General features: G+C 42.0%; 13 protein-coding genes. 5 read left to right on the top strand and 8 right to left on the bottom strand.

The features are described 5' to 3' along the window. The first annotated feature begins 16 nt into the window (after window positions 1-16). Window positions 17-2,191 carry a DPP IV N-terminal domain-containing protein gene (locus AM608_RS07085; protein WP_053581233.1) on the top strand — a complete coding sequence of 725 codons (2,175 nt, stop codon included), beginning with the start codon at window positions 17-19 and terminating at the stop codon, window positions 2,189-2,191. Window positions 2,192-2,256: 65 nt separating this feature from the next. Here the strand turns inward: AM608_RS07085 and murF are convergent, their stop codons facing one another. The 4 genes from murF to AM608_RS07065 all read right to left on the bottom strand — a co-directional run bounded on the left by murF (window position 2,257) and on the right by AM608_RS07065 (window position 8,148). Continuing rightward, window positions 2,257-3,591 (bottom strand): UDP-N-acetylmuramoyl-tripeptide--D-alanyl-D-alanine ligase, encoded by a 1,335-nt coding sequence (murF, locus tag AM608_RS07080; RefSeq protein ID WP_053581232.1) that lies wholly within the window; start codon window positions 3,589-3,591, stop codon window positions 2,257-2,259. A gap of 143 nt (window positions 3,592-3,734) precedes the next feature. Further along, window positions 3,735-5,402, bottom strand: coding sequence for a gliding motility lipoprotein GldJ (gldJ, locus tag AM608_RS07075; RefSeq protein WP_048747955.1), 1,668 nt, complete (start codon window positions 5,400-5,402; stop codon window positions 3,735-3,737). Window positions 5,403-5,604: 202 nt separating this feature from the next. Continuing rightward, window positions 5,605-6,639: an inorganic phosphate transporter gene (locus tag AM608_RS07070; RefSeq protein WP_016478265.1), complete on the bottom strand. Its 1,035-nt coding sequence runs from the start codon at window positions 6,637-6,639 to the stop codon at window positions 5,605-5,607. A gap of 285 nt (window positions 6,640-6,924) precedes the next feature. Then, window positions 6,925-8,148, bottom strand: coding sequence for a lipocalin family protein (locus AM608_RS07065; RefSeq protein WP_053581231.1), 1,224 nt, complete (start codon window positions 8,146-8,148; stop codon window positions 6,925-6,927). Between the two features lie 924 nt (window positions 8,149-9,072). Between AM608_RS07065 and trpS the strand changes: the two genes are divergently transcribed. The 4 genes from trpS to AM608_RS07045 are packed head-to-tail and all read left to right on the top strand — an operon-like array spanning window position 9,073 to window position 13,050. After that, window positions 9,073-10,041, top strand: a complete 969-nt coding sequence (gene trpS, locus AM608_RS07060; protein WP_053581230.1) for a tryptophan--tRNA ligase — start codon at window positions 9,073-9,075, stop codon at window positions 10,039-10,041. Between the two features lies 1 nt (window position 10,042). Then, on the top strand, window positions 10,043-11,005 hold the full coding sequence (locus tag AM608_RS07055) for a Gfo/Idh/MocA family protein (RefSeq protein ID WP_002674080.1): 963 nt from the start codon (window positions 10,043-10,045) through the stop codon (window positions 11,003-11,005). Next, the gene (locus tag AM608_RS07050) at window positions 11,002-12,414 is read left to right on the top strand and encodes an SPOR domain-containing protein (protein ID WP_053581229.1); all 1,413 of its coding nucleotides are present in this window, start codon (window positions 11,002-11,004) and stop codon (window positions 12,412-12,414) included. The genes AM608_RS07055 and AM608_RS07050 overlap by 4 nt, the downstream gene beginning before the upstream one ends. Window positions 12,415-12,417: 3 nt before the next feature. Next, a complete protein-coding gene (locus tag AM608_RS07045) occupies window positions 12,418-13,050 on the top strand; it encodes a 7-carboxy-7-deazaguanine synthase QueE (RefSeq protein ID WP_053581228.1) in 633 nt (210 codons plus the stop codon). A 54-nt stretch (window positions 13,051-13,104) separates the two neighbouring features. On the opposite strand, the gene AM608_RS07040 is transcribed toward AM608_RS07045, so the two are convergent. From AM608_RS07040 to dprA, 4 genes are all read right to left on the bottom strand, one after another. Further along, on the bottom strand, window positions 13,105-13,809 hold the full coding sequence (locus AM608_RS07040) for a bifunctional 2-polyprenyl-6-hydroxyphenol methylase/3-demethylubiquinol 3-O-methyltransferase UbiG (protein ID WP_053581227.1): 705 nt from the start codon (window positions 13,807-13,809) through the stop codon (window positions 13,105-13,107). After that, entirely contained in the window at window positions 13,809-14,777 is a 969-nt protein-coding gene (locus AM608_RS07035) for a DUF438 domain-containing protein (protein WP_053581226.1), read from the bottom strand. The genes AM608_RS07040 and AM608_RS07035 overlap by 1 nt, the downstream gene beginning before the upstream one ends. Window positions 14,778-14,993: 216 nt before the next feature. Then, entirely contained in the window at window positions 14,994-16,082 is a 1,089-nt protein-coding gene (dinB, locus tag AM608_RS07030) for a DNA polymerase IV (protein ID WP_082315840.1), read from the bottom strand. Between the two features lie 18 nt (window positions 16,083-16,100). Continuing rightward, the gene (dprA, locus tag AM608_RS07025; protein ID WP_053581224.1) at window positions 16,101-17,195 is read right to left on the bottom strand and encodes a DNA-processing protein DprA; all 1,095 of its coding nucleotides are present in this window, start codon (window positions 17,193-17,195) and stop codon (window positions 16,101-16,103) included. Window positions 17,196-17,270: the final 75 nt, after the last annotated feature.

The raw sequence follows: 17,270 nt of genomic DNA, 5'->3' as shown, positions 1-17,270 counted from the left end.
TTGGTAAAACTGAATTATGAAAAGAGTTATTACTTCGCTATTCGTAGCTTTTATTACGCTTTCGGCGTTAGCTCAAGACCGTAAACTGACGGTTGCCGAAGCGGTTTTTCACGCGGTACAAGACCCTTCTTCTGAAATGGGATACCGCTTGCTCTCTCCTGAAACTTTGGATAATTTGCAGTGGATTGAGGGCACTGACCTGTATCTATACAGCAAAGGTGATACGTATGAGATTTTCAACCCCAAAGGTGAAAAAGTGGGCGCTATTGGCAGTGAGCTCACAATGGGGTTTGAGTGGTTGCAAGGCTACTTGCGAAACAGTGGTTCGTTGCCTCCTATCACCTATATCGATAAAGAGGAAATGGTTTTAAAAGTGGATAATACTTATTACCGTTACAATTACGAGCGCAAGAATGTGCTCAGTAGTATCACGCTACCGAAAGGGGCTGAAAACGCTGAATACAATCCTCTTACAAAATCGGTGGCATATACCTTAGATAATAATTTGTATTTGGCTACTGAAAAGAATGAAAAACAAGCGGTTACTGCTTTTACTGATGCGAATATTGTAGCGGGTAAATCGATTCACCGCAACGAATTTGGCATTAATAAAGGCATTTTCTTTTCGCCCAAGGGCAATTATTTAGCTTTCTATCAGAAAGACGAAAGCAAGGTGGCTGATTACCCTTTGGTGGATATTACCACTACTCCTGCTACCTTAAAAGCGATTAAATACCCGATGGCAGGTCAGCCGAGCGAGCAGGCAGCAGTAGGGATTTACGATTTCCAAAGCGGGAAGGTTTCTTATTTAGACATCAATACTACCGATGAGCACTTTCTCACGAATTTGGCTTGGAGCCCTGATGAGCGATATATCCTTTTGGCGGAAATAAACAGAGCGCAGAACCACTTTGCCTTAAACCGTTACGACGCACGTACGGGCAAAAAGGTAAATACAATTTTTGAAGAGCGCAACGCTAAATGGGTAGAGCCCGAAAAGCCTGCTGTGTTCTTGCCGAACAACGCAAATGAGTTTTTATGGCTAAGCGAGCGCGATGGTTTTACAAATGTATACCATTACAATGTGAATGGCAAACTCATTAAGCAAATTAGCAATTTCCGTTGGGTAGTGCAAGATATTTTAGGTTTCGACGCACAAGGGAAATACCTATTTATCACCGGTACAGGTGCTGACCCACGTGAGCAACATTGCTTTAAGATAGAGCTTAAAAACCCTAAAAAGGTGAGTGCTCTTACTCCCGAAGCAGGAACTCATAACGTACAGCTGAGCAGTGACGGAAAATATCTTTTGGATAGCTATAGCAGTATCAGCGTTCCACAAAATATAGACCTTGTAAGTACGGATAAAGGCAGTAGACAGCGTTTGCTTACGGCTAAGAATCCGCTGGAAGGTATTGCGGTAGGTACCACTGAGTTTGTAACGCTGAAAGCCGAAGACGGTACGCCTCTTTACGGTAAATTGCACAAACCTAAGACTTTTGACCCTAACAAAAAGTACCCTGTGCTGATTTATGTATATGGAGGACCACACGCCCAACAGGTGAAAAACGAATGGTTGGCAGATACTTACTTGTGGTTACACGCTTTTGTAGAAAACGAACAGTATATTGTGTTTACCTTAGACAACCGCGGTAGTGAAAACAGAGGTTTTGCTTTTGAGAGCGTAATCCACCGCCGTTTGGGAGAAATAGAGGTAAAAGACCAGCTTAAAGGGGTGGATTATTTGAAGAGTCTGCCTTATGTAGATGGCAATAGGATAGCAGTACACGGCTGGAGTTTTGGAGGATTTATGGCTTCGAGCTTGCTCACTCGTCACCCTGAAATATTCAGAACTGCTGTGGCAGGAGGGGCTGTAACCGATTGGAAGTATTACGAAGTGATGTATGGCGAGCGCTATATGGACACCCCACAAGAAAACCCAGAGGGTTACGAGAATAGCCGAGTGGGCAAATACCTCACGAATTTGAAGCGCCCACTACTATTTATTCACGGCAGTGTAGACGATGTAGTAGTGCCTCAGCACCTGATGAGTATTACACGTGAGTCTATCAAGAAAAACGACTTTATAGAGTTATTTATCTACCCGATGCACGCACACGGCGTACGGGGTACTGACCATATCAATCTTACAGAAAGAATTATTGATTATGTGAAGAAACACAATCAGTAGTTATCAGAGGATAAGCGAAGGGCTGTCGGCAATGCCGACAGCCCTTCGTTGTTTTTTAATACTCTTTAAGAGTTGGCTATAAGTCTTTCTAAAGCCATTCCTCTTGAACCTTTGATGAGTATTAGGGTGTCTTGAAAAGAAAGATTCTTAAAGACCTCTTGAAATTCCTCAAAGGTTTCATACTGCGGATAAGGTGCTTTAGTTTGTTTAAAATTCTTTCCGATGAGGTAGATCCCTGCCCATTGGTGCTCTTTGAGTTTATCGACAATGCTTTGATGCTCCTGAGTAGCGTAATCGCCAAGCTCAAACATATCGCCGAGAATAAGCACTTTATTAGAGAAGCTATTCATAGAAAGGAGATTGTCGATAGCAGCAGTCATACTGCTAGGATTGGCGTTATAGGCGTCGAGCAAAACAGTATTACTACCCCATTGCAATAGCTGACTGCGATTGTTTTGAGGAATATAGCTCTCTATGCCCTTCTGAATAGCCTTTGTAGAGAGTTTGAAGTAACGCCCAAAAGCTACCGAAGCAGCAATATTAGTGAAGTTATAGCTTCCTACCAGATGAGAAGTTGCGACAGTGGGAGTATCACTAAAGCCTTCTATATTGGCAGGAAATCCTTCTGTGGTGGTTTGTAGGGACGAGTCAGCAAACTGTATTTTCACGGGTTGAGTGCTGAGACATTGCACAGAGACGTTTACCCCTTCGCCTACTCCAAAACTGTACACATTGTTATAGTTTTCCAAAAGTGCTTCGGTGATAGGATTATCGGCATTGGCAATAATGGTTTTATGGTGTGTTTTGAGGTAATCATAGAGCTCGCCTTTGGTTTTTATGACGCCTTCAAAAGAACCAAAGCCTTCTAAATGCGCTTTACCAATACTGGTAATATAGCCATAGTCGGGTTCAGCAATAGAACATAGGAAGGCTATTTCACCTGGGTGATTGGCACCCATCTCCACAATAGCAATATCGGTTTCTGGTCTAATTGTGAGCAAAGTGAGAGGTACTCCTATATTGTTGTTTAGGTTGCCTTGTGTAGCTACTATGTTCAGTTGTTGTGATAATACCGACTTGATAAGCTCCTTTGTGGTGGTTTTTCCATTGCTACCGGTAATACCAATAACGAGTGTTTTTAGCTTCCTGCGGTGATAAGTAGCGAGCTGTTGGAGTGTAGTGAGGACATCGTCTACCAAAAGTGTTTTATCGGCGATGTGATAAGCGGGGTCATCAATTACTGCATAGCAGGCTCCTTTGGCAAGAGCTTCTTGAGCAAAGGTGTTGCCGTTAAACGAAGCTCCTTTTAAGGCAAAGTAAATACTATTAGGTGTTATATTGCGGGTATCAGTACTTACGCCCGCTGAATTTATATATCTTTGATAAAGCTCTTCTATCATAAACTATTAGTTTCTTTTATAATGCAAAACTACAGCGTTTTTTTGAGTTAAACAAATTGTTTCTCTTACTTTCTGTAAAAAAAGAAAAGAGCCCTCTTGAAAAGTTCAAGAAGACTCTTTGCCTATGAAATATTTTATGGTTTTTATCCTTTAGGAGTTTTATGGTTCTTTTTGGCTTTTGAACCTACACGGCTCATAGCGTTGCGGAACCCTATATAATCAGTAGCGATGTACTGAGGTAAGAAACGACGTTGTGCTGGGTCAAGCCAATAAGCACGGTCTCTCCAAGAACCTCCTTTGTATACGCGTACTTCGTCGTCGATAAGTGAAGTGCGGTCGTTAGAAGTATCATAGCCCTTACCGCTGATATCGCTACCTGGTCTTTTAGGACGAGGAGCATTGTACATTGAGTTTGTATACTCTGAACCTTCTGCCATCAAGTCATTTTGGTTGCGATAGTTGCGTGTAGATGATTTATCACCATCGTGATAACTACGGTTATCGGAGTGTGTAAAGTTATAACGCAAATAGGTTTCGTTTGAGTCGATAGGAACAGTAGCAAGATTTCCTGGCAAATTACGAGCGATAATTTTACCGTTCATCAAAGTGTCATACTTCACATTCTCAGGAGTTACTACTATCTGTTTTCCGTCTTCACCAATAGCGTGTTTCATATACACGTTACCGCGATAATAGTTGAAATCTGTTATTTCATCATCAACAATAGGACGATAAACATCGGCTACCCACTCGGCTACGTTACCTGCCATATCATACAAACCAAAGTCATTAGGTGGGTAAGTTTTAACTGCTACAGTAATATCACCTTTATCATCTGACCAACCTGCCAATCCGCCGTAGTCACCCTTACCTTGTTTAAAGTTAGCTAAGAGGTCTCCACGAGTTCTACGTTTGGTAGAACGAGTGTATTGGCTATCCCAAGGGTATTTCTTTCTACCTTGCAATGAGTTATATTCACGAATACCACCCAAAGATTTGGCAGCATATTCCCACTCTACTTCAGTAGGCAAACGATACTCAGGCAATAAAATACCGCTAGTTTGTTTAGCATAAGTTGCTTCTCCTTCTTTATTAGTTTTCTTACCTCCCATTTCACCAGCTATCTTACCTCCGTAAGTTTGTGATGGAGCGTTTAGGTAAGTATCGGTACTAAATGTGCTAGTAGCATCTACTTGGTAACGAGCATCTTTTGCAAGATAACCATCACGTTCCAAGATTGCCTCGTTCACACGGTCAGTACGCCAAGAACTAAACTGTACTGCTTGCACCCAGTTTACCCCTACTACAGGATACTCAGCATAAGCAGGGTGACGCAAGTAATTGCTAACCATTGCTTCATTAGCACTTAGAGGGCTTCTCCATACTAAGGTATCAGGAAGGGCACCTATATATATATTTCTATATTGCTCTTCATCTGGTGGGAACACACGTTTCAACCAATCGAGGTATTCCATATACATCTTGTTGGTTACCTCTGTTTCGTCCATATAAAAAGACTGTACGTGTTGTTGGGTAGGTGTGTTATTCCAGTCGTGCATTATGTCGTCTTCCACCTGACCCATAGTGAAGGTACCTCCCTCAATGAGCACAAGACCAGGACCTGTCTCTTGGTCTTTAAAATCTGTATTGTATTGAAAACCACCTTCTTTCGCGTTGATTTTCCAACCTGTCGCACTTGATGTGTTCTTATCAGTCTTCTTGCCACAACCTGCGAGCAACAATCCTGCTAAGGCCATATAAACAGGTACTTTTAATAAATTTCTTTTCATAGTAAAAACACTTGTTAGCATAAAAATTCGGGCGCAAGATACTACTTTTTTTTAATGTAGTATCATCTTTTCTCAATTTTAACTATATATTAATATTCTATTTTTTGTGTATTTTTTATATATGTTTGATTTATAGTTTTATACACTCTCTTCTCTCCTTCTCTTGTTTCTTATATTTCCTCTTCTCCCTCCCTATTTTTTAACAATTCTTTAAGTATTTTGTTTATAACATTTGGTTCTTATCAGCTAAAAAGACCAATAACAACGACAAAAAGAACGCTATAATAGGTGCTATCATCCACATCGCAAAGAATCGCTTTACTTGAGTCTTGCGAAAAATATTCTTATGTCCCATCTTCGCTACGCCTATTCCTAAGATAGCTGCTACATTCACTTGTACCAATGAGGTGGGTATTCCTTTTACAACCGAAGCTAGTAACAACAAGCTCCCCGATATAAATGCGATAATCACCGCTTCAAACTTCCCAAAAAGTATTATTTCCTTCCCTGTATTCTTCAGTATCTTATGTCCAAAAAGCGAAGCGCCAATGCCAAAACACGGTGCTACCACCAAGGTAGCCAACATCAAGATAACAATATGGTCGCTCTCGCGAATGTGTAGCTCGTTAATCGTCATTGTATACAAAGGTCCCGTCGCATTAGCTACGTTGTTAGAGCCTATCGCAAACGATACGTACAAAGCCATTATCACCAACGCCACATCCCAAATACGCTTCTTGTTCTCATTTTGCGCCCGCTGTATCGTCAGCCCTCGCCTGCGCATCGGCTGGTAAATGTATTTCCCCGCAAAATAACTCAGAAAATAAGCAATCACAGGTAATATAAACCACGCAGGTATAATCTCCATAAATAGCCTATTCGTGTCTAACTTCTCAAAATACAACGCTGGTGCCGCTAAGGCTAATACTGCTGCCTGACTGGTGGACTGCGGTATCCCGGAAATGTTCGAAATAAGCATAGTTACCGCTATCGAAAATAAGGCTATCGATACCACCGTAAAATCCAAATACTCCGAGGGTAATATGCCACTCCCCATCGTACCCGCCGTTTTCTTCCCTGCCAAAAACGCCCCTACAAACACCATTATCCCAAATAACCCCGGGATAACAGTCTTTCTAATCACATTAGCGCCGTAGCTTGCCGAGAATGCAGGAGCCGTACCGCTACCTCCCATCGTAATGGCTACTGCCATTGCAATGAGAAACGGAATAAGTAATTGGCTGTATATGGGTGTCATTCTTTATATCAGTTTTTCTCCGCAAAAGTATAAAATCTTTTTTAAATAACAATACTTTTTCTGCAAAAAAAAAGCCCGATATTACTATCGGACTTTTCCATTAACCAACCAAAACTTTAAATTATGAAAACTATTATTTGAAGTTTTACAATGAGCTACCACCCTCATTGCGTCGGCAAAGGTACGGCGTTTTTTTTAACTACCAAAACAATTCCAGAGTTTAACAAAACTTTAACGCACCTATAATGTCTTTATCACTGATTATCAGCGTTTAGTGTCTTTCTTTTATTTCTTCTCCAATTTATTTATCTCCGCAAGTTCTGCCTCTGTAAGTTTCTTAAATGTATACTCATACGTTCCTTGATTATCGTCATCATCTTTATCTATAAATGAAATAACAAGCCTATTCCCTCTTACAAAAAAGTTCTCAGGAGTATCGTCTTTTTTAATAATCGTACCATTAGAAGCAGTATAAGGCACCGCTCTGCCTTTTTCAAACTCGCAACGATTAGTATTATTATTGAAGCCAAAGTCATAATTAGTTACTGTATTGGCGCTATAAATATCTACTTGTTTATCTTCACAGGGTTCTTTTTCGATAGGTTGTCCATTAAAGGTAGCTTTTTCTATCTGCCACGCCCCTATGAGTGCTTTGGGGTCGGTAGTTTTTTCAGGAGCTTTATACTCCATCGCTCTAAGGGCTGTCAATTCTTTTTCGCTGATTTTCTTATAGGTATATGAAAAAGAACGCTTCCTCCCTTGTTCATCTAATCCAGTTCCGTTTATCTCAAATTTAGTTTCAGTCACAGTAAAAGTAACTGTCTTACCTTCAATTGTAATAGTTGTCCCCGATATAGTATAGGGTTTTATTTCTTGTTTTTTATAGGTACAATTATATTCATCATACTTTTTAAAGATAAGCTCTTCTACTGTGTTTTCAGTAAAAATAACAGCATCTTTTAAATAGCACTCCGAAAACGCTAACTTCTCACCATCAAGAGTTGCCGATTCCATTTGCCACGCCCCTATCAGTTGTTTTTTGTAATCAGGAGCTTTATACTCCATCGCTCTAAGAGCTGTCAATTCTTTTTCGGTAATTCTTTTATAGGTAGTGGTAGAAGGCTTTTTGTTTCCTTGTACATCTGTATAGACTCCCTCTATCACAAGTTTACCCCCAGTAATGGTAAAAGAGGTAGTACCATCTTTGGTTGTAAAGGTGTTCCCAAAAAGAGTGTAAGTCAAAAGGTCTTGTTTCTCATAGGAGCAATTACCATCTCTTTTCTTAAACGAAAGACGTTCTATTGTCTTTTCAGTAAAAACAATCGTTTCTTTCAGTGTACATTCTGAAACCGTCTTCGGTTTCCCGTCTATGGTAGACGATTCCATTTGCCACGCTCCTATCAGTTCGACAGTTTTCTGTGGAGGCTCAGGCGTTTTATCATCTTTGCTTCCGCAAGACGAAATCATTGTGGCAAGGGCAACAAATGCCCCAAATAAAAATTTCTTCATATGTGTTAGTATTTTTAGTTTGAGGGCGCAAAACTATAAAATTAATTTATCTTCACCAAAAAATCGTCATAATACCCCACCTCCGAGCCCCTCCCAACCTCTCCAAAACCTTTTACAACCCCCTATTGGTCACCACATTCCCCTTTTAAAGGAAGTCCGCGAGAGCGGAGTATGTGAGAAGGGAGAGGTTAGTCTCCTTTCCCAGCTTGTCCCCCTTCGGGGGTTCGGGGGCTTACCGAATAAATGACTCGTCACAGTTCCCCCTTTGGAGTGGATTAGGGGGAGGTTTCCTCCGCTTTTCCGCCACACTTCCCCCTACTACCTATGCCCTAAGGCCTAGTGCCTATTCCCTTTTCTTTCGCCTCGAAACCCCGTTTTTGTCATTTTTTGCATCACTGTATTATACTATGAGTCAATTACTTATATACCCTTCCTATACCAATCGTCCAAGATTCGTATAAGCTTCCTATAAGCTCTCTATAAGCTAACTCCACCCTCCTTACACCCTTTTTTCATCAAAACCCCTCCTTCCCTTCTTCCGTTCTTCTCCGTTTCCTTCCGAGTCCTCCAACCCTCCACATTTGCTAATTTTCAAATTTGCTAATCTACTAATTTTTCTCTGCCCGTCGTGCTACAACTGCCTGTGTGGCTCGCACCTTTGCCAAAGTTGAATAAACTGGTAATACCTCCGCTGGTTTACAAGGCGCAGCCTTGATTTTGTTTAAAATTTGTTTAATTTCTGAGGCACAGCCTCATTCCTATAACTCAAACTCACGCCTCATTCCCTAATTCTCTCATTTTCTCATTTCCTCATTCTCTCATTTCCTAATTTTCTCATTTGCAAATTTCCTAATTCTCTAATTTTCTCATTTCCTAATTATTTCATACCTTTGCACTTTCTTAACTTATTATTTTAATAAAACAATGGCTCGTGTATTAACAGGCATTCAAAGTACAGGTACTCCCCACTTAGGAAATATCCTCGGAGCAATCCTCCCCGCAGTGCAAATGGCATCAGACCCTTCTAACGAATCGTTTCTGTTCATCGCCGATATGCACTCCCTTACTCAAATAAAAGACGGTGCGCAACTCCGCGCCAACACTTATAGCGTTGCTGCCACTTGGTTAGCTTTCGGTTTAGATACTGATAAAGTAACCTTCTACCGCCAGAGCGATGTACCCCAAACCGCTGAACTCTCGTGGTACTTGGCTTGTTTTTTTCCTTACCAACGCCTCACCCTCGCCCATTCGTTTAAAGACAAAATGGACTACCTGCAAGACGTAAATGCTGGGCTCTTCACTTACCCTATGCTAATGGCAGCCGACATACTCTTGTATGATGCTGAGGTCGTACCTGTGGGCAAAGACCAGTTACAACACCTCGAAATTACCCGCGATGTAGCTTCTCGTTTCAATCACCAAATGGGCGAAACTTTCGTATTGCCACAAGCTAAAATAGAGGAGAAAATAATGATTATACCAGGTACCGACGGCGAAAAGATGAGCAAGTCACGCAACAATTTCATCAATATTTTCTTGCCCGAAAAACAACTCCGCAAGCAAATAATGGCAATCCAAACCGATAGTACTCCTTTGGAAGCACCCAAAGACCCCGATACTTGCAACGTGATGAGGCTCTACCGCCTGTTAGCTTCTCCTGAGCAAATACAAACAATGGAAGAGGCTTACCGTGCAGGAGGTTATGGCTTCGGTCAAGCCAAACAAACCCTTTACGAACTGATATTAGAAAAATTTGCTACCCCACGCGAGCGCTATGTTTACTATATGGAGCATTTAAGCGAACTCGATGCTATATTAAAAGAAGGTGCTGCCAAAGCACACCGCGTAGCCGATGAAACTTTGCGCAGGGTACGCACCAAAATAGGATATTAAAATGACAAAATTAAAAGCTGGCGTCCTCGGTGCAGGACATTTAGGAAAGATACATTTGCGATTGCTCAACCAATCCGAAAAATACGAACTCGTAGGCTTCTACGACCCCGATGAAGCAAACGCTAAAAAAGTAAGCGAAGAGTTTGGCTACAAGCGTTTCGATAGTATAGAAGCGCTTATCGCCGAATGTGATATGGTAGATGTAGTAACCCCTACCCTCAACCATTTTATGTGTGCCGAAAAGATTATCAAAGCAGGCAAACATCTCTTTATCGAAAAACCTATCGCTACTACGGTAGAAGAGGCTGAAGCTATGATTGCTCTTGCCAAAGAACACCACGTGAAAGGGCAAGTAGGACACGTAGAGCGCTTCAATCCGGCTTTTATCGCCGTACGCGACCAAATTCACAACCCTATGTTCATCGAGGCACACCGCTTAGCTGAGTTCAACCCTCGTGGTACCGATGTGCCCGTAGTGCTCGACCTGATGATTCACGATATCGATGTAATCCTAAGTGTCGTAAAATCTAAGGTGAAACACATTTCGGCAAGTAGTGCAATGGTCATCAGTCATTCCCCCGATATTACTAATGCACGCTTGGAGTTTGAGAACGGTTGTGTAGCCAATATCACTGCCAGTCGTATCTCTATGAAGAATATGCGCAAAAGCCGTTTCTTCCAGAAAGACGCTTATATATCCGTAGACTTTTTGGAGAAAAAAGTAGAGGTAGTGAAGATGAAAGACGCCCCAGAAGTACCAGGTGATTTCGATATGATACTCCAAAATGCAGAAGGAGAGCGCCGTCAAATCTATTTCGAATACCCTGAAATACATAATAACAACGCTATCTTAGACGAGCTCGAAAGCTTTGCCAATGCCATTGTAAACGATACGACCCCTATGGTTACTCTCGAACAAGGCACCGAAGCCCTCCGGATTGCCAAGAAAATAGTAAGTTTATGAAACATATCATCACATTGCTCGCTTGTGTGGGACTAGTTTTCTCCCTAAAAGCACAATCTACTACCGATTTTAACATTAGGTACGAAACCTTTATCAAAGGGGATATCAAAATTATAGGGAATAACATTCTTAACCGTAAAGAGAAACGCAATAGCCCTAACGACCCTTATAACGACCGTAGTCCGAAAGCTAAACTCAACGACGAGTTCGATATGCAATACATCGATATCGATGCCGACCCTAATACGTTTTCATCTAGTAGTGCCAATTTCTCTTACGAAGGAACAGGCGGAAAGGTAGCTTATGCAGGTTTGTATTGGTCGGCTACCTATCCATATACTAAGGGCACCCTAAGAGGTAATAAAAATATCCCTGTTGATTCCAATAGAGAAGACGCCAGTAGTATACTGCTGAAAATACCCGAAACCAATACCTATACTCCTATCGCTGGTGAACTCATTTACGACGGACGCACCGACGATGAGCTAAAAAATTCAGCACCTTATGTGTATTACGCCAATATCACCAATCTTTTAGCTCCGGCAACTAAAATAGAAGGCGATTATACCGTAGCCAATGTAAAAGCTGCTTTGGGGCAAATAGAAGGCGGTTCGGCAGCAGGCTGGGCGTTAGTAATAGTATACGAAAATCCTGATAGCAATGTAAAGAAAATCATTACTTATGATGGCTTTTCGGCTATTACTAACGAAGCTTCCAAAACCTTTACTTTTAGTGGATTTAAAACCCCTGAGGCAGGCGACTTTAAAACGCGTATTATGGGAGTAGCCCTCGAAGGCGACTTTAATATGGCAGGTGATAATGTAGCCATTGGTGTACCTACCAGCGGTAAAACCTCCTCTTTGGAAAGCAAATGGCGCCCTAATCAAAACTTTTTTAGCAGTGCCATTACAAATAACGATGAGATAGTAAAAACACGCACCCCTAACAGCGAAAACACCTTAGGCTTTGATATCTTCCGTATGGATATCAAAAACGACAATCAATACCTCATTCCTAACAACACCAATTCATTAGATTTGAGTTATACACGTAGTCGCGACCGTTATTATTTGTTTCTTACCGCTTTGGAGATAGAAAATAATCCAAAGGAGATTACCCATTTACACCGTTCAACGAGAATAAGCAAACTGAAAGTCACCGATACTCAGCAGGGTTATTATGTGGTAGTGGGAGTCTTCTTAAACTTCAATAATGTAAACAAACGGGTAGAAGAAATGAAGAAATGGGGGTATGATGCCCAAGTGTATTACAATAAAGACCAAGTACTAAACTACATTTATATAGCCCGTTATAATACCTACGACGAAGCTATGAAAAAGGTAGAAGAAGTACGAGAAAACACCGAAATTCCCGACCCGTGGATATTAGATGTGGCTAATTACGAATAATAAATGCTAAACAAAGATACACAGATAGCCTTGCAGAAAGGGGAACTCCTCCCCCTGATGGAGGCTTTTTATACCTTACAAGGCGAAGGTTTCTACAAAGGAACAGCCGCTTATTTCATTCGCTTAGGTGGTTGTGATGTGGGTTGCCATTGGTGTGATGTAAAGGAAAGTTGGCAAGCCGAAGCTCACCCCTTAGTGCCCGTAGATACCATTGTAGCCGAAGCCTTAGCACACTCCAAAACTATCATTATTACAGGGGGTGAACCACTGATGTGGAACTTAACTTTACTTACCGAAAAACTGAGAGCAGGAGGTGCTCGCACTCATATAGAGACCTCAGGAGCACATCCGTTATCAGGCTCTTGGGATTGGATATGCCTATCGCCTAAAAAAATAAAACGTCCCGTAGGAGACGTTCTTCAAAAAGCTAATGAGCTCAAAATGGTAATCTATAACAATCACGATTTTATTTTTGCCGAAGAAATGGCAGCGCAAGTATCGCCTGAGTGCTTACTTTACCTCCAACCCGAGTGGAGCAAACGCGCTGAGGTAATGCCTAAAATTGTAGATTATGTAATGGCACATCCTCAGTGGAAAGCCTCTTTACAAATGCATAAATACCTTGAAATTAGGTAATTAGATAATGTGATAATTAGAAAATGTGAAGCTATCCAATCATTTGCTAATTTCCTAATTTGCTAATTTTGCAAGGTAATCAAAATGCTCTCCTTCGGCGATGAGTTCGCATTGTAAACCTACTGAAATTGCTACGTTTTGTAAAGTGTTGTAATCTACATACATCCAGGGGAAGGGATTTTCTTTTTCTCCTTTATACTTCACCACATAATCCACTTCTCCGTAATAATCAAAATAGAGCGGTATATCATAACTGCCATCGGGGTTCTCATCGAACATATAGATAATATCAGAAGAATCGGTGAGGATTTGTCCGTGTGGAGCTAAGAGAGTTTCCAGATGAGCATAAAAAACGCCCATTTGTTTCAATCGTCCGCACATACCTGCGCCATTCATCAGTAAGAGAATGGTGTCGTACTGCCCTATTGTTTCCAATACATTCTGCACTTTGGCGTTGCGTAAACCTCTCAACAAGCACGCCTCAATAGCCTTAGGCGATAGGTCGATAGAATGTACTTCAAGCTTACGCTCGTTCTGCAAATAGAGTCCGTGAGAGCCTGCTCCGCACCCCACTTCCAATACTTTACCTTTCGCCATTTGTAGGGCTTTTTGCTCTAACGCAGGCATCTGTTCAAAAGAGCGAAACAAATAAGGCAAGGGCAATACATCTTCTTCGGAAATGGTAGTTTCCGTTTTAATATCTTCAGTATATTGCCCTTGCTGATAATCTAAAATAGCTTGTCCGAATAAGTCTTTCATTAGTTATCCCACTCCAATAAACGGCGTTCGCCTTCTATTTTCTGAATATCGGTAATATCTTGCGACATTTCAATCACGCCTTTGTAGTTCTTATCCTTGTCGCGCACTGCAAAATAACGCACATAGATAAGGCGACCGCGATAATTGAACCAGAAATTAGCTTCGTTTTGAGTACCTGCTTTAAAGTTCTCTACGATTTTAAGCACCGTGCCCACACTCTTAGGCGGGTGACAGAACTTCACTTCACGCCCTATAATACCGGCACTGCGAGGGAATACGCGTTCTTCGCCACGGTTGTAGAAAATCACGCGGTCGTGTTCATCTACAAAAGTGATATCAATAGGGAGGGTTTTAAGCAAGAGGTTCACCTGTTCAACAGTCATATAACCCTCGTCGTAATGCGTAGCATCGTCGCTAAACTGCACATCGGTGCGGCGTTCGGTATCCATTGAAGGGTGTACGTACACAGGCTCATTGGGGTTGTTGTTAGGGTAAGGTGCAGGTTCTTCTTTCAGCATCCAACCTATTTCCTCTTCGCCTTTGCGCATTTCAATCCAATCTTCTTCGGTGAGTAATTGCAAGGCGTTTGGGAACAGGATATTCGCTTCTACATTTAGCAAACGACCTAAGTTATCTTCGATATAGTGCACATTGGTTTGCGCCGCATCAAGGTCTTTTTCTTCTAAGTTTTTGCGTACCAAACGGAAGATATCGCGAATGGTATCGTGGAAAGACCACATATTCTGTGAAGGATTCGTCCAACCGCGTTTTTCCAAGAAAGGGAAGAGCTGGTTTTCTTTGCGAGCAAAGTGTTTTTCTACCGTTGCCAGATGATTAAACACGTTGTAAAATTTCTGATAGTCGGTATGAGGGTCTATGCTGAGCAACTCGTCCATAAGTGAGTAAATGAGTTCAGCTTCAAGCATATAGGTATGCACTGGGTGTCCTGCGGGTAAAGTTTGTTCCATAAATGATTTTATTTTAGGACGCAAAGGTATGAAATAATTAGGAAATTAGAAAATTAGAGAATTAGATACGAGCCGTACAGGCAGTCGTAGCACGACGGGCGGGAAATTAACAAGTGAGAGAATTAGCAAATGAGTAGTGATAAAAATGTTTTTTTGATAGGTCAGACTTATCGAGCAAATCGGGCAGGTTAGAGGTATAACAATAACTCTTTCTTATCAATCTGGGAATTCTAGTTTTAGTTGTATGTACATTGGCTTCTTTACTTCTTCTTTTTCGGGTTCGTTGTTGAGGTGAGAAAGCGAGATACCTAAGAGTCGTACTGATTCGGCAGGGCGTTCTTGATAGAGCAGTTCTTTGATGTGCAAGAGTATGTCGTCTTTACTACTTATGAAATCTTTAAGGGTTTTACTGCGCGTTTGCACCGTAAAGTTACTGTATTTAATTTTCAGAGTAACAGTTTTGCCGGCTACTTGCTGTTTGTCGAGACGACGGGCTACGTCTTCGGCTATATGTTCGAGTTCGCGTAGCATATACACCTCGCTGGTGAGGTTCTCGGCAAAAGTTTCTTCTGCACCTACTGATTTGCGTATTCTGAAAGGCTGTACCTCACTGCGGTGAATGCCTCGTGAGAGTTCGTAGTAATAATGACCACTATTACCAAAATTCCGCTCTAAGAACTCCAATGATTTCTCGCGCAAGTCCCTTCCTTTAAATATCCCCAGCTGGTACATCTTCTCGGCTGTTACTTTGCCTATACCGTAGAACTTGCGCACATCGAGTCTGTCTAAAAAATCTTGCACTTCGGCTTCGGTGATGGTGGTTTGTCCGTTGGGCTTACGGTAGTCGCTGGCGATTTTAGCGATAAACTTATTTACCGAAATGCCTGCCGAAGCCGTGAGTCCGGTTTGTTGGAAGATGCGTTGGCGAATCTCTTGGGCGATAAGGGTAGCCGAAGGGTTGCCCTTTTTGTTTACGGTTACGTCTAAGTAAGCTTCATCAAGGGAAAGAGGTTCGACCAAATCAGTATATTCGTGGAAAATAGCCCGTATTTGCATCGATATTTGCTTGTAGCGCTCGAATCGAGGTTTTACAAAAATGAGATGTGGGCACAGTTTGCGCGCTTGTGCCCCACTGATAGCACTACGCACCCCAAACTTGCGCGCCTCGTAGCTGGCAGTAGCTACCACACCGCGTGGTTCCCCTCCGCCTACTGCAATTGCTTTCCCACGCAGTTCGGGGTAGTCAAGCTGTTCTACCGAAGCATAGAAGGCGTCCATATCGATATGTATGATTTTTCTGTTCAAGGGATTAGGATTCAGTTATTAGATTGCTTCAAACCTCTTGCCTGGAAGGGGTTTTATCACTCCTTTGATTTCCATTTGAAAGAGGAGATTAGAGAGTTGGTAGATGGGCATTTGGCACCCCAAGGCGAGCTCGTCTAAACTTTGTTTACCATTGGCTTTGAGAAATGCGCTAATAGTTTCTTCCTCAGGAGAAAGAGTTACAAAAAGTTCTTGCTGTACGGCTTTTGGGGCTGGGGTATCCCAACCTAACTGATAGATGAGGTCTTTGGCTGAGGTGAGTAGGGTTGCTTTACCGTTGCGTATCAGTTCATTGCACCCCATACTATACGGGTCGGTGGTGCGCCCTGGCACGGCAAATACTTCGCGGTTGTAGGAGAAAGCTATATCGGCAGTGACTAAGCTACCGCCTTTTAGTCCGGACTCAACAACTACGGTCGCCTGTGAAAGCCCTGCGATAATGCGATTACGGCTGAGGAAATTCTTTCTATCGAAGGGACTCTGGCTACTGAAATCGGTGATGAACCCGCCGTTTTCTTCCATTGCCTCACAATACTTACTATGAGCAGCGGGGTAGATAGTATTGAGTCCGTGGGCAAGACAAGCCACCGTTTGTAGGCGGTGTTTCATCGCTGCCTTATGGGCGGTAATATCTACTCCATAGGCATAACCACTGACGATTACCACATCTAACGAGGCGAGTTCTTCGATGAGTTTTTCGCAAAAAGCTGTGCCATAGCTGGTAATATTGCGAGTGCCTACAATACTGAGCAGTCGTTTATTTTGCAAGTGGATATTTCCTTTTTGGTAAAACAGTATTGGGCTGTCTACACACTGTTTGAGTGAGGAGGGATACTGTTCATCGGTATAGGTTATAATACTGATGTTTTGCTTTTGAGTGAATTGCAATTCGGTTTCTGCTTCGTGCAAACACCGAGCACTGAGTATGTTTTGAGTAATCTTAGAGCCAATACCTGTTACCTTCTCTAAGGCACTTTTGGGTTGAGCGAATACGTTTTGAGCACTTCCAAAGTGAGAGATGAGTTTCTTGGCAGTTATATCGCCTATGAGAGGGATTTTCTTTAAGGCAATAAGATACAACAAATCGTCTTTCATAATAAAGTATTAATGCGTAGTGCAAAGGTATAAATATTTTTTGAAATGGATATAATGGGAGAAAGGCCACAGGCC

Origin of the sequence: Capnocytophaga sp. oral taxon 323 (genome assembly GCF_001278825.1) — a bacterium.
Taxonomy (GTDB): domain Bacteria; phylum Bacteroidota; class Bacteroidia; order Flavobacteriales; family Flavobacteriaceae; genus Capnocytophaga; species Capnocytophaga ochracea.
This window is presented reverse-complemented; position numbering and strand designations above follow the sequence as displayed.